This window comes from Amycolatopsis sp. NPDC024027 (assembly GCF_040638975.1).
Taxonomy (GTDB): domain Bacteria; phylum Actinomycetota; class Actinomycetes; order Mycobacteriales; family Pseudonocardiaceae; genus Amycolatopsis.
Genome location: NZ_JBEZYY010000018.1, coordinates 135,459 through 160,691, shown reverse-complemented (window position 1 = coordinate 160,691; position 25,233 = coordinate 135,459). Strand labels below are relative to the sequence as shown.

The 25,233-nt window shown below is 71.4% G+C and carries 16 protein-coding genes; 4 read left to right on the top strand and 12 right to left on the bottom strand.

Annotated features, from left to right (window positions below):
• Positions 1–98: 98 nt before the first annotated feature.
• Positions 99–917 (bottom strand): inositol monophosphatase family protein, encoded by an 819-nt coding sequence (locus tag AB0F52_RS35765; protein ID WP_360180574.1) that lies wholly within the window; start codon positions 915–917, stop codon positions 99–101.
• Between the two features lie 67 nt (positions 918–984).
• Between AB0F52_RS35765 and ppgK the strand changes: the two genes are divergently transcribed.
• Both ppgK and AB0F52_RS35755 read left to right on the top strand, forming a co-directional pair.
• The gene (gene ppgK / locus AB0F52_RS35760; protein WP_285993743.1) at positions 985–1,749 is read left to right on the top strand and encodes a polyphosphate--glucose phosphotransferase; all 765 of its coding nucleotides are present in this window, start codon (positions 985–987) and stop codon (positions 1,747–1,749) included.
• A 172-nt stretch (positions 1,750–1,921) separates the two neighbouring features.
• A complete protein-coding gene (locus AB0F52_RS35755; RefSeq protein ID WP_360180572.1) occupies positions 1,922–3,325 on the top strand; it encodes an RNA polymerase sigma factor in 1,404 nt (467 codons plus the stop codon).
• A gap of 78 nt (positions 3,326–3,403) precedes the next feature.
• On the opposite strand, the gene AB0F52_RS35750 is transcribed toward AB0F52_RS35755, so the two are convergent.
• From AB0F52_RS35750 to AB0F52_RS35700, 11 genes are all read right to left on the bottom strand, one after another.
• Positions 3,404–3,796: a hypothetical protein gene (locus AB0F52_RS35750; protein WP_360180570.1), complete on the bottom strand. Its 393-nt coding sequence runs from the start codon at positions 3,794–3,796 to the stop codon at positions 3,404–3,406.
• 167 nt (positions 3,797–3,963) lie between these two features.
• Positions 3,964–6,171, bottom strand: a complete 2,208-nt coding sequence (gene glgB / locus AB0F52_RS35745; RefSeq protein WP_360180568.1) for a 1,4-alpha-glucan branching protein GlgB — start codon at positions 6,169–6,171, stop codon at positions 3,964–3,966.
• A complete protein-coding gene (locus tag AB0F52_RS35740) occupies positions 6,168–7,547 on the bottom strand; it encodes an aminoglycoside phosphotransferase (protein ID WP_360180566.1) in 1,380 nt (459 codons plus the stop codon). The genes glgB and AB0F52_RS35740 overlap by 4 nt, the downstream gene beginning before the upstream one ends.
• 5 nt (positions 7,548–7,552) lie before the next feature.
• Positions 7,553–9,361, bottom strand: coding sequence for a maltose alpha-D-glucosyltransferase (gene treS, locus AB0F52_RS35735; RefSeq protein WP_360180564.1), 1,809 nt, complete (start codon positions 9,359–9,361; stop codon positions 7,553–7,555).
• Positions 9,362–9,399: 38 nt separating this feature from the next.
• Positions 9,400–11,382 (bottom strand): maltotransferase domain-containing protein, encoded by a 1,983-nt coding sequence (locus AB0F52_RS35730; RefSeq protein ID WP_360180562.1) that lies wholly within the window; start codon positions 11,380–11,382, stop codon positions 9,400–9,402.
• 371 nt (positions 11,383–11,753) lie between these two features.
• The gene (glgX, locus tag AB0F52_RS35725; RefSeq protein WP_360180560.1) at positions 11,754–13,904 is read right to left on the bottom strand and encodes a glycogen debranching protein GlgX; all 2,151 of its coding nucleotides are present in this window, start codon (positions 13,902–13,904) and stop codon (positions 11,754–11,756) included.
• A gap of 71 nt (positions 13,905–13,975) precedes the next feature.
• Positions 13,976–15,688, bottom strand: a complete 1,713-nt coding sequence (gene treZ, locus AB0F52_RS35720) for a malto-oligosyltrehalose trehalohydrolase (RefSeq protein ID WP_360180558.1) — start codon at positions 15,686–15,688, stop codon at positions 13,976–13,978.
• On the bottom strand, positions 15,685–17,970 hold the full coding sequence (gene treY, locus AB0F52_RS35715; protein WP_360180556.1) for a malto-oligosyltrehalose synthase: 2,286 nt from the start codon (positions 17,968–17,970) through the stop codon (positions 15,685–15,687). The genes treZ and treY overlap by 4 nt, the downstream gene beginning before the upstream one ends.
• The gene (gene glgX / locus AB0F52_RS35710; protein WP_360180554.1) at positions 17,967–20,093 is read right to left on the bottom strand and encodes a glycogen debranching protein GlgX; all 2,127 of its coding nucleotides are present in this window, start codon (positions 20,091–20,093) and stop codon (positions 17,967–17,969) included. Before glgX (AB0F52_RS35710) ends, treY begins: the two co-directional genes overlap by 4 nt.
• A 72-nt stretch (positions 20,094–20,165) precedes the next feature.
• Entirely contained in the window at positions 20,166–22,121 is a 1,956-nt protein-coding gene (gene malQ, locus AB0F52_RS35705) for a 4-alpha-glucanotransferase (RefSeq protein ID WP_360180552.1), read from the bottom strand.
• 586 nt (positions 22,122–22,707) lie between these two features.
• Positions 22,708–23,280 carry a hypothetical protein gene (locus AB0F52_RS35700; protein ID WP_360180550.1) on the bottom strand — a complete coding sequence of 191 codons (573 nt, stop codon included), beginning with the start codon at positions 23,278–23,280 and terminating at the stop codon, positions 22,708–22,710.
• Positions 23,281–23,389: 109 nt separating this feature from the next.
• Between AB0F52_RS35700 and AB0F52_RS35695 the strand changes: the two genes are divergently transcribed.
• Both AB0F52_RS35695 and AB0F52_RS35690 read left to right on the top strand, forming a co-directional pair.
• On the top strand, positions 23,390–24,553 hold the full coding sequence (locus AB0F52_RS35695) for a histidine kinase (RefSeq protein ID WP_360180548.1): 1,164 nt from the start codon (positions 23,390–23,392) through the stop codon (positions 24,551–24,553).
• Positions 24,550–25,230 carry a response regulator transcription factor gene (locus tag AB0F52_RS35690; protein ID WP_360180546.1) on the top strand — a complete coding sequence of 227 codons (681 nt, stop codon included), beginning with the start codon at positions 24,550–24,552 and terminating at the stop codon, positions 25,228–25,230. The genes AB0F52_RS35695 and AB0F52_RS35690 overlap by 4 nt, the downstream gene beginning before the upstream one ends.
• Positions 25,231–25,233 lie beyond the last annotated feature (3 nt).

Below are 25,233 nucleotides of genomic sequence, written 5' to 3'. Positions count from 1 at the left end.
CGCCCGGGGGCCGGGCCCCGTGGGCCCCCAACCCCCCCTGGCGCACCGCCCCGCCCCCTAATTCTTAATTGCCCCACCTCCCGCGCCCCGCGGAAGAGTCAGACCTCCGCCGCGCCGCAGTCCGCCAGCACCGTCCGCAGCGGGTCCGCGATCGACGGGGCCGCCGCGTAGGTCGCGTCCGCGCCCAGCTCCGGCGCCGTGCCCGGGAGGGACACCGCCGCGCCCGCCTCGGCCGCGATCAGCGTCCCCGCCGCCCAGTCCCAGCGGTTGAGCCCGTGCTCGACGTACGCGTCCAGCCAGCCCGCCGCCACCGCGCACAGGTCCAGTGACGCGGCGCCGTTGCGGCGGATGTCCCGCACCCGCCCGAGCAGCTCCGCCGCGAACCGCGACTGCCGCGTCCGCCGCTCGCGCGCGTACGCGAACCCGGTTCCGACCAGCGTCACTTCCAGGCTTGGCGGCGCGGACACCGCCAGCCGCCGTCCGTCCAGGAAGGCACCCTGCCCGCGGGCCGCCGACCAGACGCGCCCGCTCGCCGGCTCGACCACCGCTCCGGCCACCGACTCGCCGCCGACCTGCGCGGCCACCGACACCGCGAACCACGGCAGCCCGTAGAGGAAGTTGACCGTCCCGTCGATCGGGTCGACCACCCACGTCACGCCGTCGCCCGCGGCGCCGCCGCCTTCCTCGCCCAGCACCGGCTCCCCCGGCCGCAGCGCGGCCAGCCGCGCGCGCACCAGGCGTTCGGACTCGTGGTCCACCGCGGTCACCACGTCGGTGGCCCCGGACTTGGTGCCCACGGCCACCTCCCGGCCCTCCGCCATGCCGGCCCAGGCCTCGCGGACCAGGGCGGCGGCTTCCGTCGCGACCTGCACCGCGACGCTTTTCAGCAACGACTCGTCAACTCCCACGTCCGACATGTCACCACATCCGGTTAAAGTCTCCGAGGCAGGCTTCTGAATCGTGCGAGAAGGGACCACGTCCGTGGTGGAGGCGACCCGCCGAGGTTTCGGCATCGACATCGGCGGCAGCGGGATCAAGGGCGCCTTGGTCGACCTGGACAAGGGGCAGCTCATCGGCGACCGCATCCGGATCGAGACGCCGAAGCCGTCCACGCCGTCGGCGGTGGCGGACGTCGTGCACGACATCGTCACGCAGGCGGGCTGGGACGGCCCGGTCGGCGTGACCCTGCCGGCGGTCGTCAAGAAGGGCGTCGCGCACACCGCGGCCAACATCGACAAGCAGTGGATCGGCACCGACGCCGACGCGCTGTTCGCCAAGCGGCTCGGCCGCAGCGTCGACCAGGTCGCGATGCTGAACGACGCCGACGCGGCGGGCATGGCGGAGATCCGCTTCGGCGACCCGGTCGCGCGCACGGGCGTGACCGCGCTGCTCACCTTCGGCACCGGGATCGGCAGCGCGGTGTTCCAGGACGGCAAGCTCGTCCCGAACACCGAGTTCGGCCACCTCGAGATCGACGGCCACGACGCCGAGAAGCGCGCGGCCGCTTCGGTGAAGGACAACGAGGGGCTCTCCTACCCCGAATGGGCCAAGCGCGTGCACCGTTATCTGACCGTGCTGGAGAACCTGATCTGGCCCGACCTGTTCATCGTCGGCGGCGGGGTCAGCAAGAAGGCCGAGAAATGGGTGCCGCTGCTGGACATCCGCACTCCGGTGCTGGTGGCGAGCCTGCAGAACAACGCCGGGATCGTCGGCGCCGCGGCCGCCGCGGCGGAGGGCATCCAGCACTGATTCGGCGCTGAGGGTGATCGCTTCGCACCGCATGCGCGTACCGTCGTTACAATGGAACACGGCCCACGGCTGCGGAGGTCAAAACCGCAGGCCGAGGCGTGATCCCCGAATGTGAGGCAGCAGTGGCCCCAGGCCGTTGCTCGTCGTGATCGACCGCTGCGAAAGGGCGTAAGTGGCAGCCGCAAGAACCGCAACCCGAGGCGGGACGAAGACAGCGACCGCAGCCGGCGAGCCGGCCGAAGAGGCAGCCACCGGGACGGCGAAGCCGGCGGCCCGCAAGACCACCACCACCGCCAAGAAGGCCCCGGCCAAGAAGGCCCCGGCGAAGAAGGCCGTGACCAAGGGCGGCAAGACCGAAGACGGCGAGCCCGACGGTCCCGCCGACCTCGAGGACGACGAACTGGGTACGCCCGACCTGTCGGACCTGGAAGAGGTCGAGGTCGACGTCGTCGAAGAGACGGTCGCCGACGAGCCGGACGCCGACTCGGCCGACGACGACGATGACGACGACGAGTCGGACGAGGAGACCCCGGCGCAGCGGCGTCGCGGCGCGGCGGCCGACAAGGCCGCGGCCAAGGCCGACAACCCGGACTTCGTCTGGGACGAGGAGGAGTCCGAGGCGCTGCGCCAGGCGCGCAAGGACGCCGAGCTCACCGCCTCCGCCGACTCCGTGCGTGCCTACCTCAAGCAGATCGGCAAGGTCGCGCTGCTGAACGCGGAGGAGGAGGTGGAGCTGGCCAAGCGGATCGAGGCCGGGCTCTACGCCGCCGAGCGCGTGCGCACCGCCGAGGAGGAGGGCGAGAAGCTCGTCACCCAGATGCGCCGCGATCTCAAGTGGATCGTGCGTGACGGCGAGCGCGCCAAGAACCACCTGCTCGAGGCGAACCTCCGGCTCGTGGTCTCGCTGGCCAAGCGCTACACCGGCCGCGGCATGGCGTTCCTGGACCTGATCCAGGAGGGCAACCTCGGCCTGATCCGCGCGGTGGAGAAGTTCGACTACACCAAGGGCTACAAGTTCTCGACGTACGCCACGTGGTGGATCCGCCAGGCGATCACCCGCGCGATGGCCGACCAGGCGCGCACCATCCGCATCCCGGTGCACATGGTCGAGGTCATCAACAAGCTGGGCCGCATCCAGCGTGAACTGCTCCAGGACCTCGGCCGCGAGCCGACCCCGGAAGAGCTCGCGAAGGAAATGGACATCTCCCCGGAGAAGGTCCTGGAGATCCAGCAGTACGCGCGGGAGCCGATCTCGCTCGACCAGACGATCGGCGACGAGGGCGACAGCCAGCTCGGCGACTTCATCGAGGACTCCGAAGCGGTCGTCGCGGTCGACGCGGTGTCGTTCACGCTGCTGCAGGACCAGCTCCAGTCGGTGCTGCAGACGCTGTCCGAGCGCGAGGCGGGCGTGGTCCGGCTGCGCTTCGGCCTCACGGACGGCCAGCCGCGCACGCTCGACGAGATCGGCCAGGTGTACGGGGTGACCCGCGAGCGCATCCGGCAGATCGAGTCGAAGACGATGTCGAAGCTGCGCCACCCGTCGCGGTCCCAGGTCCTGCGGGACTACCTGGACTGAGTCTCCTTACGGGACAACGGAAAACCCCGCCACCGGCCTCCGGTGGCGGGGTTTTCCCGTGGCGGCTCGAGGGCAGGCTCAGGGCACGGCCAGCCCGCGCTCCCGCAGCGACTGCTCGACGCGCAGGCGTTCGATCTCGCGGTCCATCCCCTCGGGCAGCTCCCCGAGCCGGTGCGGGACGCCGACCTGGCGGCAGGCCACGGTGAGGAGTTCGTCGTACGCCTGCCGGGTGCCGAGCCGGCGCGCGGCCGGCGTCCCGGACGGGTAGCCGGCGAGCAGCCGGTGCACCCGCCGCAGGTCCGCGGCGACGCGTTCGATCGGCGGCCCTTCCGGCTGCGGCTGCGCCCGCTTCTCCCGGACCCAGCCGACCACCTTGGGGACGCGCAGCGCGCACCAGAACAGCACCGTGGGAGCGAGGCAGACCACGGCGAAGAGGATCAGGTTCGCAAGGACGTCACCGGTGCCGCCCATCCCCCGATGGTAAGCCCGCAACGCCCACCCCGCGGAGCCCTTTTCGCGTGATCGAAGGGGCATCATCCGTGATTGAAGGGGCATCTCGCGTGACTGGAGGGGCATCTCGCGTGATGCCCGCCCAATCACGCGAGATGCCCCTCGGGACACGCGTGATGCCTCTTTCGTTACGGGAGTTCGGGGGTCTCCGGGGACTCTTCGACCAGCCAGAGGACGCCGGTCGGGGGGAGCTGGAGGACCGCGGAGGCCGGTTGGCCGTGCCACGGGTCCTCCGTCGCCTCCACCGCGCCCATGTTCCCGACGCCGGATCCGCCGTACGCCTCGGCGTCGGTGTTGACGACCTCCCGCCAGCGGCCCGCCGCGGGCAGCCCCACCCGGTAGTCGTGGTGCGGCACGCCCGCGAAGTTGGCCACACAGGCCAGGCGTGAGCCGTCGGCGCCGATGCGGAGGAAGCTCAGGACGTTGCCGCTCGAGTCGTTCGCGTCGATCCAGCGGAAGCCGTCCGGCGAGGTGTCCTGGCTGTACAACGCCGGCGACGACCGGTACACCGTGTTCAGCGACCGCAGCAGCTCCCAGACGCCCAGGTGCAGCGGCTCGTCCATCAGGTGCCAGTCGAGCGACTTCGACTCCGACCACTCCCCCGGCTGGCCGAACTCGCCGCCCATGAACAGCAGCTGCTTGCCCGGGTGCGCCCACATGAACGCCAGCAGCGACCGCAGCCCGGCCGCCTTGTTCCAGGCGTCACCCGGCATCCGGCCCCACAGGGATCCCTTGCCGTGCACCACTTCGTCGTGCGACAGCGGCAGCACGAAGTTCTCGCTCCACGCGTACACGAGCGAGAACGTCATCTCGTTGTGGTGGTACGCGCGGTGGATCGGCTCGTGGGAGAGGTACCGGAGCGTGTCGTGCATCCAGCCCATGTTCCACTTGAAGCCGAACCCGAGGCCGCCGAGGTGGGTCGGGCGCGTGACACCCGGCCAGGCCGTCGACTCCTCGGCCACCATCACGATACCCGGGTGTCGCTTGTAGACGGTCGCGTTCAGCTCCTGCAGGAACCGCACGGCGTCGAGGTTTTCCCGCCCGCCGTACTGGTTGGGCAGCCACTCCCCTTCGTTGCGGGAGTAGTCGAGGTACAGCATCGACGCCACCGCGTCGACCCGCAGGCCGTCGAGGTGGAACTCCTCGATCCAGTACAGCGCGTTGGCGACCAGGAAGTTGCGGACCTCGTTGCGGCCGAAGTCGAACACGAGCGTGCCCCAGTCGGGCTGCTCGCCGCGGCGCGGGTCCGCGTGCTCGTACAGCGCGGTGCCGTCGAACTTCGCCAGCGCCCAGCTGTCCTTCGGGAAGTGCGCGGGCACCCAGTCCACGAGCACGCCGATCCCCCGCTGGTGCAGGCGGTCGACGAAGTAGCGGAAGTCGTCCGGCGAGCCGAAGCGGGACGTCGGCGCGTAGTACGACGTCACCTGGTAGCCCCACGAGCCGCCGAACGGGTGCTCCGACACCGGCAGCAGCTCCACGTGCGTGAAACCGGTTTCGACGAGGTAGTCGCCCAGCTGGTCGGCCAGTTCCCGGTAGTCAAGGCCGGGCCGCCACGAACCGAGGTGGACCTCGTAGACGCTCATCGGCGCCGCGGCCCATTGCGTGGCTTCGCGCTGAGCGACCCACTCGTCGTCTTCCCACAGGTGCGCCGAGCTGGTGACGACCGAGGCCGTCGCCGGCGGCTGCTCCGTGCCGAACGCCATCGGGTCGGCCTTTTCGTGCCAGTTGCCGTCGGCACCCAGGATCCGGAACTTGTAGCAGGTGCCCACGCCGACGCCGGGCACGAACAGCTCCCAGACCCCGGAGGAGCCGAGCGAGCGCATCGGGTGCCCGCGCCCGTCCCAGCCGTTGAAGTCGCCGATCACGCGGATGCCGCGCGCGTTCGGCGCCCAGACCGCGAACGACGTCCCCTCGACGACGCCGTTCGGCGTCTCGTACGACCGGACGTGCGCGCCCAGCACCTCCCAGAGCCGCTCGTGCCGGCCCTCGCCGATCAGGTGCAGGTCCAGCTCGCCCACCGTGGGCAGCCAGCGGTACGGGTCGTCGGAGGTGGCGGTGTGCCCGTCGTACTCGACTTCCAGCCGGTAGTCGCCGGGGTGTTCGGGCACGGCGACGGCGAACAACGCGTCGATCACCGGTTCCATCGGGTACTTGTGCTCGCCCGCGCACAGCGTGACGGCTTTCGCGCCGGGCAGCAGCGCCCGGGCCGCGAAGCCCTTGCCCACCGCGTGCACGCCCAGCACCGAGTGCGGGTCGTGGTGGGACCCGGCGAGCAGCCGGTCGATGTCCGCGGCCGGCGGGGCCGCGGCCGGGAGGCCTTCGGGAGCCGCGTTCACGGTTTCGTCCCTCCGCTAGTGATCCGGGCGATCGAGGCGAGCGGCACGCCCAGCCAGTCCGGCCGGTTCGCGTGCTCGTAACCCACTTCGTAGACCGCCTTGTCCAGTTCGAAAGCGCGCAGCAGCTCGCCCTGCTCCCGCGGGTCCGCCGCGATCGCGGCGTAGCCCTCGCAGAACGCCGCCCGGTTGCGCTCCGACCACTCGTGGGCGCGCTCGGCCAGCGCCGGTTCGTCCGGCTGGCCGACCAGCATCTGCTGGGCCGCGTAGTCGAACGACCTCAGCATGCCCGCCACGTCGCGCAACGGCGACCGCAGCGCGTGGCGTTCCTCGACCGGGGCCGCGGGCTCGCCCTCGAAGTCGATCAGCAGCCAGCCGCCGACGGTCCGCAGCACCTGACCGAGGTGCAGGTCGCCGTGGATGTACTGCATGGTCACCGAGCCCGCGGGCAGCGTGCGCAACCCCTCGAACGCCGCCCGCAGCTTGGGGGCGTGCGGGGCCAGCTCGGGTACCCGCCCGGCGAGCGTGTCGAGCCGGTCGAGCATCGCCTTCGTCGAGCGCTCGAGCTCGTCGGCGTCGGCGGGCTCGGTGCCGAGCGCCTCGGCGAGGTCCGCGTGCACCTCGGCGACGGCGCGCCCGAGCCGCTCGGCCTCGCCGGCGAAGTCGCCGCCGACCTCCTCGGGATGCAGTTCGGGGGCGGCCATCAGGTCGCGGACGCTGGTGGTGGCCATCGCCCAGCCGTCGACCGCGTCCGACACGAACTGCTGGAGCATGCCGACCGTGGTCGGCTCGCCGTTCAGTTCGCCGGTGACCGACCCGAGCACCGGTGCGATGTGCTTGCTGCCGACGCCCTGCAGCGCGCGGTGCAGCAGCAGGTCCTTGTTGTTGCCCGGCGACAGCTTCCGGAACAGCTTGAGGATGTACTGCCCGCCGTAGACCAGGGACGTGTTGCTCTGCTCCGACGTGATCGGCCGGGCGCGCAGGCCGGTCTCCAGCTCCACGCCGGGCTCGTGCTCGAAGACCAGCGCACCGACCCGCTCCTCGCGGGCCATCAGGTCCAGCAGCACGCCGGTGACGTCCAGGTCACCGGACGCCTCGTAGGCGTTGAGATCGCCGCCGGCGCCGATCCAGCTGGTCGAGGCGATCTCCGGCGGGTGCGTCCGCCGGCCCACCAGCAGCTGGTAGGGCTCGCGCCGGTCGTCCTGCACGACCTCGATGACGACGTGCAGCAGCTGCGGATCGCCGGCCACCAGCTCGGTCACGCCGAGCGGCCGGACACCGGTCACCGGCCGGTCCTTGCCGGCGAACCACCGCTGTTCCGGCAGCCAGCGCTTCAGGTCGCCGGTCAGTTCGTCGACCAGCTCGCGCGGGTCGGACAAGGGACTCACCTCGCTTCGCCTTCGTCTCCCGGGCTCGTCAGCTGGAACCAGTAGAAGCCGTGCCCGGGCAGCGTCAGCAGGTACGACAGGTCCCCGATGCTGGGGAACCGCACGCCGCCGGTGAGCTCCACCGGCGTGCACCCGCGGTGCGCGGACAGGTCCAGCTCCACCGGCTGCGGGAACCGGGAGAGGTTGTTCACGCAGAGCACGACGTCTTCGCCGCCGTCCGGGCGCCGCCACTGGCGCTTGTAGGCCAGCACGCTCGGGTTGGACCCGCCGAGGTCGACGAACTCGCCCTCGGCGAACGCGTGGTGCTGCTTGCGCACCTCGATCATCCGGCGAGTCCAGTTGAGCAGCGAAGACGCGTTGTTCGACTGCGCCTCGACGTTCAGGCCCTGGTAGCCGTACACCGGGTCCATGATCACCGGCAGGTAGATGCGGCCCGGGTCGCAGGAGGAGAACCCGGCGTTGCGGTCCGGGGTCCACTGCATGGGGGTGCGCACCGCGTCGCGGTCTCCGAGCCAGATGTTGTCTCCCATGCCGATCTCGTCACCGTAGTACAGAACGGGCGAACCGGGGAGCGACAGCAGCATCGCGGTGAACAGCTCCTGCTGGTTGCGGTCGTTGTCCAGCAGCGGGGCCAGCCGGCGGCGGATGCCGATGTTGGCCTTCATGCGCGGGTCCTTGGCGTACTCCGCGTACATGTAGTCGCGCTCGTCGTCGGTGACCATCTCGAGGGTCAGCTCGTCGTGGTTGCGCAGGAAGATGCCCCACTGGCTGCCGCTGGGGATCTCCGGGGTCTGGGTCATGATCTCCGAGATCGGGAACCGCGACTCCCGCCGCACCGCCATGAAGATCCGCGGCATCAGCGGGAAGTGGAACGCCATGTGGCACTCGTCGCCGCCGACCGCCGGGTCGCCGAAGTACTCGACGACGTCCGAGGGCCACTGGTTCGCTTCGGCCAGCAGGATCCGGCCGGGGTACTCGTCGTCGACGACCTTGCGGCAGCGCTTGAGGAACTCGTGCGTGCGCGGCAGGTTCTCGCAGTTGGTGCCCTCCTGCTCGAACAGGTACGGCACGGCGTCCAGGCGGAACCCGTCGATGCCCAGGTCCAGCCAGAACCGCAGGGTGTCGATCATCGCGTTCTGGACGTCGACGTTCTCGAAGTTCAGGTCGGGCTGGTGGGAGAAGAACCGGTGCCAGTAGAACTGGCCGCGCACCGGGTCGTAGGTCCAGTTCGACGTCTCGGTGTCGACGAAGATGATCCGCGCGTCGGCGTAGCGCGAGTCGTCGTCGCTCCACACGTAGTAGTCGCCGTACGGGCCGTCGGGGTCGCTGCGGGACTGCTGGAACCACGGGTGCGCGTCCGAGGTGTGGTTGAGCACCAGGTCGGTGATCACCCGGATGCCGCGCCGGTGCGCCTCGTTGAGCAGGAAGACGAAGTCCTCGACGCTGCCGAACTCCGGCAGCACCGCGCGGAAGTCGCTGATGTCGTACCCGCCGTCGCGCAGGGGCGACGCGTAGAACGGCGGCAGCCACAGGCAGTCGATGCCCAGCCAGGCCAGGTAATCGAGTCTCCCGGCCAGGCCGCGCAGGTCGCCGGTGCCGTCGCCGTTGGAGTCGGCGAACGCGCGCACCAGCACCTCGTAGAACACCGCGCCCTTGAACCACTCCGGGTTGCTCGGCGCCTGCTGCGCCGACCGGAAGTCCCCGGCCTGCGGTTCGACCAGCATGCCGTCGGCGGTCATCGCCTCACCGGTGTGCGGGACACCGTCCAGCCCCAACGCCGCGTCGGGCCGGGCTTCTTCCGCCATGTGTTCCACCTCGTCCCTCGAGTGCCTGTCCTTCCACCTCAGCCGGCCAGCCGGCGTCTCACCGAAACCACGTGTGCCACCGCCCGCCAGGGTTCGAGCCGGACGTAGTTCGCCGGCCCCCAGTCCCAGGTGTCGCCGGTGACCGCGTCGTGGGCGATCAGCCGCTCGTGCGCTTCGAAGCCGAGCGCCGCGGTGTCGAGCCACAACGTGCCCTCCTGCGGCCCGTACGGGTCGAGGGTGACGACGGTGACCACGGTGTCGCCGGTGGCCGGGTCCTGTTTGGAGTAGGCCAGCAGCGCGTCGTTGTCGATGTGGTGGAAGTGCAGGGTGCGCATCTGCTGCAGCGCCGGGTGGGCGCGGCGGACGGCGTTCAGCTTCGCCAGCCACGGCTCCAGCGAGCGGCCTTCGGCGAGCGCGCGCTCGAAGTCGCGCGGGCGCAGCTGGTACTTCTCGGAGTCGAGGTACTCCTCGCTGCCCTCGCGGACCGGGACGTGCTCGAACAGCTCGTAGCCGGAGTAGACGCCCCACGTCGGCGAGATCGTCGCCGCCAGTGCCGCCCGCAGCGCGAACATGCCGGGGCCGCCGCGCTGCAGCGACTCGTGGAGGATGTCCGGGGTGTTGACGAACAGGTTCGGGCGGCCCTCGTTCCAGTGTTCGCGCAGGTCGATGGCGAAGTCGATCAGTTCCTGCTTGCCGGTGCGCCAGGTGAAGTAGGTGTAGCTCTGGGTGAAGCCGAGGCGGGCCAGGCCCCACAGGCGCGCCGGGCGGGTGAACGCCTCGGCCAGGAACAGCACGTCCGGGTGGGCGTCCTTGACCGACTGGATCAGCCAGGCCCAGAAGTCCGGCGGCTTGGTGTGCGGGTTGTCGACCCGGAAGATCTTCACCCCGTGGTCGATCCAGACGGTGATGACCCGCAGCATCTCTTCGTAGACGGCCTTGGGGTCGTTGTCGAAGTTGATCGGGTAGATGTCCTGGTACTTCTTCGGCGGGTTCTCCGCGTACGCGATCGAGCCGTCCGGGCGGGTCGTGAAGAACTCGGGGTGCTTGAGCACCCACGGGTGGTCGGGCGCGGCCTGCAGCGCGAAGTCGAGCGCCACCTCCATGCCGAGCTCGCCGGCCCGCGCGACGAAGGCGTCGAAGTCCTCGAAGGTGCCGAGGTCGGGGTGGATGGCGTCGTGGCCGCCCTCGTCGGCGCCGATCGCCCACGGCGAGCCGACGTCTTCCGGCTTGGCGTCGAGGGTGTTGTTGGGCCCCTTGCGGTTGACTCGCCCGATCGGGTGAATCGGCGGGAGGTAGACGACGTCGAAGCCCATCTTCGCGACGCGGTCGAGCGCGGTAGCGGCGGTGGCGAAGGTGCCGTGCACCGCCTTGCCCTCGGCGTCGAGCCCGCCGGTCGAGCGGGGGAACAGCTCGTACCAGGAGCCGTACGCGGCGCGGCGGCGGTCCACCCACACCTTGTGCGGCTTGCCCTTGGTGATCAGTTCCCGCACCGGGAACTCGTGCATGATCTGGCGGACCTCGGGCGAGAGCGCGGGGCCGACGCGTTCGGCGAGGCTGCGCTCTTCATCGCGCAGGGCCTTCACCGCGCCGACCAGCAGCGCCTTCTCGCCCCGGCGGTCCGGTCGGCGGGAGACGCGCTCGATCAGCCGGGCGCCGTTCTCGATGTCGTTCTCGAGGTCCTCGGGCCCCTGCCCGGCGGCGATCTTCACCTCGACGTTGTGCTCCCACGTCGCCCAGGGATCGCCCCACGCGTCGATCCGGAACGTCCACAGGCCGGTGATGTCCGGGGCGATCACCGCGGCGAACTCGTCGGGGTGATCGGGGCCGCGCGGCGCCATCCGCGTCTGGCGCGTGAGCCGGTCTTCCGGCCCGCGCCACGCGACGGTGGCCGCGACCGCGTCGTGGCCCTCGCGCCAGACGGTCGCGAAGACCGGGATGTGTTCCCCCACAACGGCTTTGGCCGGATACCGGCCGCAGCTCACGCTGGGGGAGACGTCGTCGATGCCGAGCCGGCCGGTCATGGGCAACGCCCTTCGATATGTCGGTTGGACGCAGACGGCGTCAGTCTGCCTGACTCGATCAAGCGCCCACACGGCAGGGTTCTCTTCCCGGGTACCCAAACCGGATCAGGTGAAACGCTGTCCGCGCAAGGAGTTCCGCCCACGTGTCCGGCAGGTTACGACCGGACGCCGCCGCGGCCGCCGGCCCCGCCCGGACGACACGCGAACCCGAAGGGCCAAAACCCGTACCCCAACGGACGACTCGCGTACCCGAGTGGACGACACGCGTACGCCGATGGACGACACGACGCCGGGCTCGCCCCTCGCCGTGTCGTCCGGCTGGGTACGCGCGTCGTCCCGCTGGGTACGCGTGTCGTCCGGCTGGGTGCGGGTCAGTAGGGCTCGGGGTGGTGGGGTTCGGCGGCCAGGCGGGGGGCGCGGAGCAGGAGCAGGGAGCGGGACTGGAGCGTCAGCCGGCTTTTGGCTTCGAGGGGGCCCGGGTTGGCCGGGCTGCCGTCCGCGGTGCTCGTGTCGAGGGTCGGCTTGAACGTCTCGCCGTACTCGCGCCCGGGCAGGACGACCTCGCCCGGGGCGTCGCCGGCGTGCAGCCACAGCAGCCACGAGTGGTCGGGCACCAGCGCGCCTTCGCGGTTGCGGGCCTGGCTGTTCGAGCCGTCGATCCACATACCCAGCGTGTGCCGGTCCTCGAACCAGTCGCTTTCGCCGAACTCCTCGCCGTCCGGGCGGAACCAGACCAGGTCCGGCTTGCCGGTCGGCGTCGTCCGGCCTTCGAAGAACTCCGGCTGCCGCAGCGCCGGGCTGTTCGCGCGCAGCCGCACGACCCGGCGGGCGAACGCGAGCATGGCCTCGGCCTCCGGGTCGTCCGGCGTCCAGTCGAACCACGACGTCTCGTCGTCGAGGCAGTACGCGTTGTTGTTGCCGTGCTGGGTCCGCCAGAACTCGTCACCCGCGGTGAGCATCGGGGTGCCGGTGGACAGCAGCAGCGTGGCGAACATGTTGCGCGCCTGCCGGGCCCGCAGGTCGCGGATGCCCGCGTCCGCCGTGTCACCCTCGGCGCCGTGGTTCCACGAGCGGTTGTCGTTGGTGCCGTCGCGGTTGTCCTCGCCGTTGCCTTCGTTGTGCTTTTCGTTGTAGGACACCAGGTCCCGCAGCGTGAAGCCGTCGTGGGCGGTGACGAAGTTGATCGACTGCCACGGCCGGCGCAGGTTGTGGTCGTACAGGTCCGACGACCCGGACAGCCGGTAGGCGAGGTCGCGGACGCCGGTCGCGCCGCGCCAGAAGTCGCGCACGGTGTCGCGGTAGCGGCCGTTCCACTCCGCCCACTGGGCGCCGAAGCCGCCGACGCGGTAACCCTCGCCGGTGGCGTCCCACGGCTCGGCGATCAGCTTGCAGTGCGAGAGCACCGGGTCGGTGGTGATCGCGGTGAGCAGCGTCGACGCCGGGTCGAACGCGCCGCCGCGCGGCCGCCCGAGCGTGCTGGCGAGGTCGAACCGGAAGCCGTCGACGCCCATCTCCTGCGTCCAGTACCGCAGCGAGTCGGTCACCAGCCGGACCACGGTCGGCGAGCCCGCCTCGAGGGTGTTGCCGCAGCCGGTGATGTCGGCCATGTGCCCGCGCTCGGTGTGCAGGTAGTACACCGGCGCGTTCAGCCCGCGGAAGCTCAGCGTCGGCCCGTCCGGGCCGCCCTCGCAGGTGTGGTTGAACACGACGTCGAGGATCACTTCGATGCCGGCCGCGTGCAGGGCGGCCACCATCAGCCGGAACTCCTCGACCTCGTGGCCCGGTTCGCTGGCGTAGGCGGCGTGCGGGGCGAAGAAGCCGAGCGGCGAGTAGCCCCAGTAGTTGTGCCGCCCGGCGCGGACCAGCGACGGCTCGTCGAGGAACGAGTGCACCGGCAGCAGCTCCACCGACGTGACGCCGAGCCGGGTCAGGTACTCGATCGCGACCGGGTGGGCCAGGCCGAGGTAGGTGCCGCGCAGGGCCTCCGGGATGAACGGGTGCTGCTGGGTGAACCCCTTGACGTGCAGCTCGTAGACCACCGCCTCCTCGAACGGGACCTCCGGCTTCGTCCCGGTGTCCGGGCCGCCCGGCGAGGTCACCACCGACAGCGGCACACTGCCCCGGGAATCCACAGTGGACATCGGCCCGCGCTCCGGGTCGCCGGTGAAGCCCTGGGCCGCGCGCAGGTCGGTGAGGCCGCCGGTGATCTGCCGGGCGTACGGGTCGAGCAGCAGCTTGTGCGGGTTGCACCGCAGGCCGCGGGCGGGGTCGTACGGGCCGTGGATCCGGTAGCCGTACCGCTGCCCCGGCGTCACCCCGGGCACCAGGCCGTGCCAGACGCCGAAGGTGCGCTCGGTCAGCGCGATCCGGCGTTCCGACCCGTCGGCGTCGATCAGGCACAGCTCGACGGCGTCCGCGACGGCGGACGTGATCGCGAACCGCACCCCGCCGGCCTCGGGGTGGGCTCCGAGGGGGAAGGGGCGGCCGGCGAGGACGTGGTCGGCGGAGGGTCGTGTGGCCATTCCTGAATCGTCCCAGATCGGCGGTGGTCCGTGCGCGCCATGACCGGACAGTTACCCGGAGGTAACCGCGGTCAAGGTGTCGTATCGGCCACGACGAAGGTGTCCGGGGGCAGGTGGGCGGCCCCACCGTCCACGGTGGCCTCCCCCCACGTGAGCAGCGACACGGTCGCCCCGAGCGGCAGCGTCACCGGGCCGGGCCCGAAGTTGACGGCCAGCCGCAGCCCGCCGCGGTGCAGCACGAGCCAGGAGCCGTCCGGCGCGGAGTCGACGCGCAGGTCCGCGACCCACGGGTCGGCCAGCTCGGGCCGCTCCCGGCGCAGCCGGATCAACGCGCGGTACAGCTCCAGCATGTCCCGGTGACCGGGACGTTCCGGCTCCGCCCAGTCCAGCCGCGAACGTTCGACGGTGGCCGGGTCCATCGGGTCCGGCACGTCCGATTCGCCCCAGCCGTGCCGGGAGAACTCGCGACGGCGGCCGGTGCGGACGGCCTCGGCCAGCTCCGGGTCCGGGAAGGACGCGAAGAACTGCCACGGCGTGCTCGCCGCCCACTCCTCCCCCATGAACACCATCGGCGTGTACGGCGAGCAGAACAGGACCGCCGCACCGCAGGCCAGCCGGCCCGGGGCGACCGTCGCGGACAGCCGGTCGCCGGTCGCGCGGTTGCCGATCTGGTCGTGGTTCTGCAGGTAGCCGAGGAAGCGGTGGCCGGGCACGGTCCGCGTGTCGACCGGGCGGCCGTGGGTCCGCTCCCGGAAGGACGACCACGTGCCGGCGTGGAAGAACACCTCGCGCAGCACCCGCTCGAGCGCGTCCGGCGCGGCGAAGTCCGTGTAGTAGCCCGTCGTCTCGCCGGTCAGCTTGACGTGCAGGACGTGGTGCAGGTCGTCCGACCACTGGGCGTGCAGGCCGTACCCCCCGCGCTCGCGGGGGGTGACCAGCCGCGGGTCGTTGAGGTCGGATTCGGCGATCAGGGTCAGCGGCCGGTTCAGCGCCGCCGACAGCGCGTCGACCTCGGTGGCGAGCTGTTCGAGCAGGTGGACGGCCCGCCGGTCCAGCAGCGCGTGCACGGCGTCCAGGCGCAGCGCGTCGATGTGGAAGTCGCGCAGCCAGCTCAGCGCGTTGTCGATCACGTACCGGCGGACCTCGTCGGAGCCGGGTCCGTCGAGGTTGAGGCCGGGGCCCCAGTCGTTCTGGCCGGCGAAGTACGGCCCGAACTTGTCGAGGTAGGCCCCGGACGGCCCGAGGTGGTTGTAGACGACGTCGAGCACGACGGCCAGGCCGCGCGCGTGGGCCGCGTCGACGAACCGCTTGAGCCCGTCCGGCCCGCCGTAGGGCTCGTGGACCGCGCCCCAGAGGACGCCGTCGTAACCCCAGCCCGCGGTGCCGTCGAAGGCGTTGACCGGCAGCAGCTCGACGTGGGTGATGCCGAGGTCGACGAGGTGGTCGAGCCGGTCGATGGCCGCGTCGAAGGTGCCACCCTCGGTGAAGGTGCCGACGTGCAGTTCGTAGAGGACGGCGCCGGGCAGCTGCCGCCCGGTCCAGGCGTCGTCGGTCCAGGCGAACTCGCTGTGGTCGTAGACGCGCGACTCCGCGTGGACGCCGTGCGGCTGCCACCGCGACCGGGGGTCGGGCAGCGGCTTTTCGTCGTCGAGCAGGAAGGCGTAGTTGATGCCCTCGGCCTCGGCGTGCCACCAGCCGCCGTCGGCTTCGGTCATCTCGTGCACGCCGGCGTCGACGCTCACCCGGACCCGGCGGGCCGCGGGGGCCCACACGCTGAACCTCATACGTCTCCTCGCACCAGCAACGCGACGGGATAGCGGTCGAACAGGGCGGCGACGCCCGAAGAGGCGTCGCGACCGGTCAGGACGTCGGTCCAGGTGCCGTCCGGCAGCGGTAGCACGGTGTCGCGCCAGCCGCCGCCGGCTTCGAGGCCGACGGGCAGCCGGGTGACCACCACCGCGAGGTCCGGGCTGCGCGTGTAGGCGAGGACGTGCTTGGCGGCCGCGCCCTCGGCCCGCAGCGGCCGGTAGCCGCGGAACAGCGCGGGGTGCTCCTGGCGAAGCTTCAGCGCCTTGTGCACGACGAGGAGCTTGGCCGCGCCCGACGCGTCGATCTCCGGCAGCTCGCCGTCGGCGATCCGGGCCAGCAGCTCGCGACGCAGGGCGTAGTCGACCGGGCGGCGGTTGTCCGGGTCGACCAGCGAGAAGTCCCACAGCTCGGTGCCCTGGTAGACGTCCGGGACGCCGGGCGCGGTCAGCTGGACGAGCTTCTGGCCGAGCGAGTTCGCGTAACCGGGGCCCTCGATGCGCTTGACGAACGCCTCGACGTCCGCCGCGAGCTCGGCATCGTTCATGACGTCTTCGGGCCACGCGGCGACGTCGGCCTCGAAGGCCTCGTCGTGGTCGGTCCAGCTGGTCCGGAGCTTGGCCTCCTTGGCCGCCTTGTCGAGGTAGTCCCGCAGCCGGGCCGGCTCGATCGGCCAGGTCGACACCAGCGTCTGCCAGGCCAGCAGGTCGAGCGAGGGTTCGTCGATCCCGCGCCGGGCGGTCCACCGCCGGACGGCCTGGGCGAACTCGCCGGGCACTTCGGCCAGCACCGCCATCCGGGCGCGGGTGTCCTCGGAGCGCTTGGTGTCGTGCGTGGTCAGCGTCGTCATCGCGGCCGGGTAGCCGGCCTCGCGCTCGGCGGCCAGCCGGTGGAACTCCTCGACGCCGAGGCCGAACCGGTCCGGGTTGCCGCCGACCTCGTTGAGCGCGGCGAAGCGCGTGTAGCGGTAGAAGGTCGTGTCCTCGGTGCCCTTAGCCACGACCATGCCGGAGGTCTGCTGGAGCCGGGTGGCCAGCTCGCTGTCCGGGTTCTTGCGCATGACGGCGTCGAGCATCGCCAGCGGCTCGGCGAGGTCGGGCCGGGCACGGCGGGCCCCGTCGATCGCGGCCGCCCAGTGCGCCGCCCCCTCCGGGAGGTAGGAGCGGTAGACGGGGAAGGCGATCATGGTCTCGGCGACCGCCTGCCGCGCCGCTTCGGGGTCGACGTCCCGCAGCTGCGCGGCGATCCGCCGGACCTCGGCGACCAGGATGCGGTCGGTGACCAGGCGCCGGGCCTCGGCCTCGACGCGGTGGTAGCCGGTCTTCACGCCCAGCTCGTTCGCCAGCGCGGTGAAGTCGGGCTCGCCCGCCGGGTCGATGAAGACGCCGGCGATCTCGCGCAGGGCGTCGTAGCCGGTGGTGCCGTCGACCGGCCAGCTCTGCGGCAGCGGCTCGCCCGGGTGCAGGATCTTTTCGGCCACGATCCACGCGTTCGGCGCGTTCTCGCGCAGCCGCCGGAAGTAGCCGCCCGGGTCGGCGAGGCCGTCCGGGTGGTCGACGCGCAGGCCGGTGACGTCGCCGTCGGCGACCCAGCGCAGCACCTCGCCGTGCGTCTCGGCGAACACCTTCGGGTCTTCGACGCGGACCGCGGCCAAGGTCGTGATGTCGAAGAACCGGCGGTAGGTCAGCTCGGCGTTGCCGCGGCGCCAGCCGACCAAGCGGTAGTGCTGGCGCTCGTGGATCTCTTGCGGCGTACCGGTTCCCGTGCCCGGAGCGATCGGGAACCGGTGGTCGTAGTAGACCAGCTCGTCGCCTTCGACCGACAGTTCCGAGACGGCTCCATCCTCGCTGTCGTCGCCCAGGACCGGCAGCAGGATCGGGCCGCGGTCCCAGTCGATGTCGAAGAAGGACGCGAACTCCGAGTCGCGGCCGTGCTCGAGCACGTCCCACCACCAGCGGTTCGCCTTCGGCACCTCGACCGACATGTGGTTCGGCACGATGTCCACCACCAGGCCCAGCCCGAGCTCCTTCAGCAGCGCGGAGAGCTCCTGGCGAGCCCCCTCGCCGCCGAGGGCGGGCCGCGCGCGGGTCGGGTCGACGACGTCGTAACCGTGCGTCGAGCCCGGCGCCGCGTCCAGCACCGGCGACGCGTACAGCGCGCCGATGCCGAGGTCGCGCAGGTAGCCGGCGATGCCGGCCGCGTCGGCGAAGGTGAACTCCGGGCGCAGCTGCACCCGGTAGGTCGACTCCGGCACCGTCATTCGGCTTCCGTCTCCGTCCGTTGCAGCACGATCAGGGACCGGGCGGGGAGGGTGAGCCGGCCGCCGCCTTCGATCGGCTTCGCGTCGGCGGGCTCCACCTCCCCGGTCGCGGTGTCGACCACGACGGTCCAGCTCTCCCCGTAGCCGTTGCCCGGGAGCGTGGCGTCGATGTCTTCGTAGTGGGCGTTGAAGGCGAGCAGGAACGAGTCGTCCTCGACCTTCATCCCGCGCTGGTCGAGGTCGGGGATCGCCTTGCCGTTGAGGAAGACGACGACCGCCTTGCCGAAGCCGTCGTCCCAGTTCTGCTCGGTCATCTCCTCGCCGGCCGGGGTGAACCAGGCGATGTCGCCGAGCTTTTCGCCCTTGCCGACCGGACCGCCCTGGAAGAAGCGGCGGCGGCGGAAGACCGGGTGCCGGTGCCGGAACGCGCCCAGCCCGCCGGTGAACTTGACCAGGTCCGCGTTCTCCTTGGCCAGTTCCCAGTCCATCCAGGACAGTTCCGAGTCCTGGCAGTAGACGTTGTTGTTGCCCTGCTGGGTGCGGCCGAACTCGTCGCCGTGCAGGATCATCGGCACGCCTTGGGACAGCAGCAGCGTGGCCAGCATGTTCCGCTGCTGCCGGACGCGCAGGGTGAGGACCTCGGCGTCGTCGGTGTCGCCCTCGACGCCGCAGTTCCACGACCGGTTGTCGTCGGCGCCGTCGCGGCCGTCCTCACCGTTGGCCTCGTTGTGCTTTTCGTTGTAGGACACCAGGTCCCGCAGCGTGAAGCCGTCGTGCGCGGTGACGAAGTTGATCGACGCGAACGGGCGGCGGCCGTCGTCCTGGTAGAGGTCCGACGAGCCGGTGATCCGCGAAGCGAACTCCCCCAGCGTCGAGGGCTCGCCGCGCCAGAAGTCGCGGACGGTGTCGCGGAACTGCCCGTTCCACTCCGTCCACAGCGGCGGGAAGTTGCCGACCTGGTAGCCACCGGGGCCGACGTCCCACGGCTCGGCGATCAGCTTCACCTGGCTGACGATCGGGTCCTGCTGCACCAGGTCGAAGAACGTCGAAAGGCGGTCCACGTCGTAGAACTCGCGCGCCAGCGCCGAGGCGAGGTCGAACCGGAAGCCGTCGACGTGCATCTCCGTCACCCAGTACCGCAGCGAGTCCATGATCAGCTGCAGGGTGTGCGGGTTGCGCACGTTCAGCGAGTTCCCGGTGCCGGTGTAATCCATGTAGTACTCGGGCTCCCCCTCGACCAGGCGGTAGTAGGCCTCGTTGTCGATGCCGCGCATCGACAGGGTCGGCCCGAGGTGGTTGCCCTCGGCGGTGTGGTTGTAAACCACGTCGAGGATCACTTCGATGCCCGCCTCGTGGAAGGCCTTGACCATGCCCTTGAACTCCTGGACCTGGCCGCCCTCGCCGGGCATCGCCGAGTAGGAGTCGTGGGGGGCGAAGTACCCGATCGTGTTGTAGCCCCAGTAGTTCGTCAGGCCCTTTTCGGCCAGGCCGTGGTCGGTGACGAACTGGTGCACCGGCAGCAGTTCGACGGCCGTCACGCCGAGTTTCTGCAGGTGCTCGACGACGGCCGGGTGCGCGAGGCCGGCGTACGTGCCCCTCAGCGCTTCGGGCACGAACGGGTGATGCACGGTCATGCCCTTGACGTGGGCCTCGTAGATGACCGTCTCGTTGTACGGCCGCTTCGGCTGCCGGTCGTTGCCCCAGTCGAAGAACGGGTTCGCCACCAGCGAATACGGCACGCGGCCGGCGCTGTCGGCGTCGTTGCGCTCGTCCGGGTTGTCGAACTGGTAGCCGAACAGCGACTCGTCCCACTTCACGCCGTGCGAGACGGCCTTCGCGTACGGGTCGATGAGCAGCTTGTTCGGGTTGCAGCGCAGGCCGCGCTTCGGGTCGTACGGGCCGTGCACGCGGAACCCGTAGCGCTGGCCGGGACCGACGTTGAGCAGGTAGCCGTGGTGGACGAAGCCGTCGACCTCTTCGAGCGCGTAGCGCGTCTCCTTGCCCTCTGCGTCGAACAGGCACAGTTCGACGCGCTCGGCCACCTCGGAGAACAGGGCGAAGTTCGTCCCGACTCCGTCGTAGGTGGCGCCGAGCGGGTAGGGCGTTCCGGGCCAGGGCCGCACTGGGTTTCTCCTCGAGCTTGGGTCGTGCCGGTGGCGTCCGCGTATCGGGGGTCGCGCGCGACGGTGTGGTCGTTACCGGGGCAGCGGCCGGGCCGCCGCCAGCGGTGCGACCGCTGCGCGGACCCCCTGCGCGGTGAAGAAGCCGTCCACGCTGACGGGCAGGCGAATCCGCCAGTTAGGGTACTGGTCGACCGTTCCGGGCAGATTCGGCTGCCGCACCTGGCCCGCGACGTCGGCCGGCGAGGTCAGCACGAGCCGCGACGCGGCCTTCGCGAGCAGGGTGTGCAGCGCGACGACCGGGTCGTCGTCCGGAATCCCTTCCCGCGCAACGAGTTCCAGCAGCGCCTTGCGCTCCCCGGCGGCCGCTTCTTCCTCGGCTTCGACCCCGCGGTCCAGCAGTCCGAGCTCGGCGCGGACCCGGACGTGCTCGCTCTTCAGCCAGCCCGAGACGGTGGGCAGGTCGTGTGTGGAGATGCTGGCCATGGCGTCCGGGTCCCAGCTGCCCGGCGGCGTGAACGGCTGGCCGGGCGCGTCCCAGTCCCGCTCGAACCACAGCACGGCGGAGCTGAGCATCCCCCGTTCGTGCATGGTGTCGGTGACGACCTCCTCGACGGTCCCGAGGTCCTCCCCCACGACGACGGCGCCGGCGCGGTGCGCTTCGAGCGCGAGCACGCCGACCATGGCTTCGGCGTCGTAGTGGACGTACGTACCGCGGTGGGCGGGCTCGCCCGGCGGGATCCACCACAGCCGCCACAGGCCCGCGATGTGGTCGACGCGGATGCCGTCGGCGAAGCGCAGGACGCCCCGGATGACGTCCCGGAACGGCGCGTACCCGGCCTCGGCCAGCTTGTCCGGCCGCCACGGCGGCAGGTTCCAGTCCTGCCCCTGCTGGTTGAACGCGTCCGGCGGCGCGCCGACCCGCACGTCGGCGGCGAAAACGTTTTTGAGCGCCCACGTGTCGGCCCCGCCAGGGTGCACCCCGACCGGCAGGTCGTGCACGATCCCGACGCTCATCCCGGCCTCGCGCGCAGCCGATCGAGCCGCCTCCAGCTGGACCCGGCAAAGGTGCTGAAGCCACGCATGGAAGGCGACGCGGTCCTTGAGCTCCTCGCGCGCCTTCGCGGTGGCCGGTCCGGCCGGGTCGCGCAGGTCCTCGGGCCAGGCGCGCCAGTCGGCGCCGTGCTGCTCGGCGAGGGCGCAGAAGAGGGCGAAGCCGAGCAGGTCCCCGTCCTCGGGCACCGCTTCGACGCGGTGCGGCCACAGCAGCTCGAGCGCGGCCCGCTTGGCGGTCCAGACGGCGTCGTAGTCGATCAGTTCGCCTTCGCGGTCCGGGGCCAGGGACTCGACGGCCGACCGGGTCGCCTCATCGGCTTGCTCGAACGTCTCGGTGGCGGTGACGCGCAGGTAGACGGGATTGGCGAACCGCCGGCTCGCCGGCGAGTACGGCGACCGTTCGATCGGGTGCGCGGGGCTGATCGCCTGCACCGGGTTCACCAGCAGCACGCCGGCGTCCAGTTCCGCGGCCGACCGGGCGGCGAAGGTGGCGAGGTCGGCGTAGTCGCCGATGCCCCAGGATCCGGCCGAGTGCAGGGCGTAGAGCTGCAGCATCCACCCCCAGGCGGGCGTGACTTGCGGCAGCTTCGCCGGCACCACGGCCAGAACGACGTCCTGGTCGGCGGTGACGACCCGGTGCCACCCGAGCGGCAGGTCCGCGGGCAGCCGGCCATCGGCCCGCCGCCGCGTCCCGTCTTCGAGGACGATCTCGGCGTCGACGCCCAGCGCTTTGCCGGTGCCCTCCCGCACGACGATGGTCGGCGGCAGCGCGGCCGGCGCTTCCCGCGCGGCGGTGAGAGCGGCGGCGATGGCCGGGTCGCTGGTCGCATCGACGCCGAACTGTCCGAGGACGGCGACGACGACGTCATCGTCCACGTCGACCCAGACCCGATCGGCGTTCTGGTACCGGGTGGCGACCCCGTGGAGGTCGGCGAGCTCGTGCAGGGCGCTGCGGGCGGGGATCTCTTCGGGCACGGGACCAGCATTCCGGTGCCCGGCCGTTCCCGCCATCTGCACGGGCGACGTCACTCCCGGCACCCGCTGCCCGCGGCGGGAGCGGCAGTCCCCCGGCCGCTCCCGCCGCCCTCCCCGGCCCCCTGTGGACCTTGTCCGGCCGCGGTTCGCGGGCGGCTCACCCTCGTTCGCGGGCCGCTCACCCCTCTGGCGTGCGCGGGCACCCGCCGGCCAGCACGCTCTCGAGCGGCCCGTCTGCCGCCGCACTCCTCCCTCCAGCCGACCAGCACGCCTGATCAGCGCGGCACCTCCTCGCCGTGGCCGATCGGCACCCACCCAAGCAGCTCAACCGCCGCAGCACCTCGCCCGCCCGCCGACCAGCACGCTCTCAAGCGGCCGCCTATTGCCGCACTCCGCCCGCCGGCCGAACAGCACGCCACTCAACCAGCCGGATCACCACCGCCCCTTCCTCGCGGCCAGCCGGCACCCTCCGACCAACCCGATCACCGCCGCACCTCCTCACCGTGGCCGGACAGCACGCCCGCCAACCAACCCAATCGCCACATCGCCTTCCTCCCAGCCGGTCAGCGCCCTCCGGCCAGCCCGATCACCGCCGCACCTTCGCCCGCGTACCGGACAGCTCCTCCCAGAGCGGCCCCGTGACCAGCCAGATCGCCGACACGGCGCCCAGCCGGGGGAACCAGTCCCACAGCGGTGCGACCTGCTCCGGCGTGCCGACCGCGAAGATCGCCGCCAGCAGGGCGGCCGCCGCGATCCCGCAGGCCAGCAGGCACTTCACGAACTCCCTCCACTCGTGGTGCAGCCTCTCCTTCCCCTCCCGCTTCGGTGGCGCCGGGCCGCCGGCGAACCGTTGCGCGAACCGCACGTCGGCCCAGCGGACCAGGCTCGGCCCGAACACCACGCTGAACCCGAGGTACACCGCCGCGAGACCGTGCGTGAAGTTCGCCTTCGCGCCGCCGGCCAGGTCGGCGGCGGCCGCCACCAGCACCACGACGTCGATCAGCGGCACCAGCGCGAGCAGCACCGCCGACGTCCGCCGGGCACGCAGGCCGTACCGCGCGGCGAGCCCCGCCGCGATGAGGACCCAGAACCCGGCCTCGCCCGCCGCGATGACGGCGGCCGTCGGGTTCTCCGCGATGAACTTCCCGATTTCGTCCACTTCTCCACGCTCTCCCAGGCGCCCGGCCGGCCGCGTCGGCGGAGAGGAGGACCGGGCATCATCACTTCGTAGGACGCACACCAGGCACCCGGTGTGCTGGGATGGTCACATGCAGTTCCCCCGCCTCCGCTCACTCCCGGTGTGGCAGCAGGACGCCCTGATCGCCCTCGCCACCTGGGTGGTCGGCTTCGGCATCTACGCCACCGGCAACCACCGGCTGCTGGGCGGCCACGACAACGCGCCGCTGTGGGTGCGGCTGATCGAACTCACCGTGCTCTGCGGCCTGGCGATGCTGCGCCGCTGGGTGCCGGGCGCACTGATCATCGCCACCGCGGTGCTCGCGGTGGACGTCTGGATCAGCGCGTCGCTGCCGGCGTTGATCGTCTACACCGACTTCCTGTACGCGGCGACGCTGTACGGCTCCCGGCGCACGAGCCGGGTGATGATCGGCCTCGCCGCACTGTCGGTGGCCGGCGCGCTCGTTGCGGTACTGGTGCTCGCGCACGAGTGGCGCACCGCGGTGCTGGCCGCGGTGACCGTGCTGCCCTTCGCCGTCATGCCGGTGTGGTGGGCGACGAACGTCCGGCAGCAACGCGACATCGCCGAAACCGAGCGGGCGAACGCCCGGCAGCTCGCGAAAATAGCGGAGCTGGACCGGCGGGCCGCGGTCGCCGCCGAGCGCGGGCGGATGGCGCGCGACCTGCACGACGTCATCGCCGGGCACCTTTCGGCCATCGCGATCCAGTCGGAGGCGGCGCTGTCGATGCCCGATCCGAAGCTGGCGAGGACGGTGCTGCGGTCGGTGCGGGAAAACAGCGTGAGCGCCCTGGAGGAGATGCGCGCGATGATCGGGTTGCTCAAAACGGACGGCGGAACCGCGGAAACGACCGCGCCGGCCCGGCTCACCGAACTGCTCAAACTGGTGGAGTCGGCGCGGGCGAGCGGGCTGGACGTCGCCGTCGGGTCCACTGTGGACGTGGTGCTGCCGGCGGCGGTCGACCTGACCGCGTACCGGATCGCGCAGGAGGCGCTGACGAACGCGGCCAAGCACGCGCCCGGCGGCCGGGTCGACGTCGACGTCTGCTTCGTCGACCAGGTCCTGCAGGTCGAGATCCGCAACGACGTCTTCCACGCCGACACCGAGCCCGCCGACGGCGCCGGTCTGCTGAACATGCGCGAACGCGCGGACGCGGTCGGCGGCACGCTGACCGCGGGCCCGGCGGACGGGGGCTGGCTGGTTCGCGCGGACCTCCCGGTGAGCGACCAGCGATGACCGTCACCGTGCTCATCGCCGACGACCACGAAGCCATCCGGTTCGGTCTCACCACCATCCTCAACCACGCCGAGGGCATCGAGGTCGTGGGCGAAGCCGCCGACGGCGCCGCCGCCGTGCGGAAGGCACGCGCCCTCCGTCCGGACGTCACCCTGATGGACGTCCGGATGCCGGGCACCGACGGCATCGCCGCCACCCGGCAGCTGGTCGCCGAAGGGCTCACGCAGGTGCTCGTGCTGACCACGTTCGACCTCGACGAGTACGTGGACGGGACACTGCAGGCAGGCGCCGCCGGGTTCCTCCTCAAGTCGGTCGAAGCACCGCAGCTGATCGAGGCCGTGAAGCTCGTAGCGGCCGGAAAGGGCGTGCTCGCTCCGCAGATCACCCGGCGGCTGATCACCGCCTTCGCCGCGTCGAGCCGGGAACCGGCGCCGGCACCCCAGGGCCTCGGCGACCTCACCGAGCGCGAGCGCGAGGTGCTCGGCTGCCTGGGTGAGGGCCTGTCCAACGCCCAGATCGGCACCCGGCTGTACATCGGCGAGACGACGGTGAAGACGCACGTCTCGCGCGTGCTCGCCAAACTCGACCTGCGCTCCCGCGTGCAGGCCGCGATCCTCGCCCAGGAGAACGGCCTGACCCGGGAAAACTCCGTCGCCGATCTGCGGGAGGGCCCATGACCT

Bases quoted from the DNA above. Each gene is read 5' to 3' on its own strand.
- AB0F52_RS35765 (WP_360180574.1), bottom strand. From the start codon at position 917: ATGTCGGACGTGGGAGTTGACGAGTCGTTGCTGAAAAGCGTCGCGGTG.
- AB0F52_RS35750 (WP_360180570.1), bottom strand. From the start codon at position 3,796: ATGGGCGGCACCGGTGACGTCCTTGCGAACCTGATCCTCTTCGCCGTG.
- AB0F52_RS35695 (WP_360180548.1), top strand. From the start codon at position 23,390: ATGCAGTTCCCCCGCCTCCGCTCACTCCCGGTGTGGCAGCAGGACGCC.
- glgX (WP_360180560.1), bottom strand. From the start codon at position 13,904: ATGGCCACACGACCCTCCGCCGACCACGTCCTCGCCGGCCGCCCCTTC.
- treY (WP_360180556.1), bottom strand. From the start codon at position 17,970: ATGACGGTGCCGGAGTCGACCTACCGGGTGCAGCTGCGCCCGGAGTTC.
- treS (WP_360180564.1), bottom strand. From the start codon at position 9,361: ATGGCGGAAGAAGCCCGGCCCGACGCGGCGTTGGGGCTGGACGGTGTC.
- AB0F52_RS35690 (WP_360180546.1), top strand. From the start codon at position 24,550: ATGACCGTCACCGTGCTCATCGCCGACGACCACGAAGCCATCCGGTTC.
- treZ (WP_360180558.1), bottom strand. From the start codon at position 15,688: ATGAGGTTCAGCGTGTGGGCCCCCGCGGCCCGCCGGGTCCGGGTGAGC.
- AB0F52_RS35730 (WP_360180562.1), bottom strand. From the start codon at position 11,382: ATGACCGGCCGGCTCGGCATCGACGACGTCTCCCCCAGCGTGAGCTGC.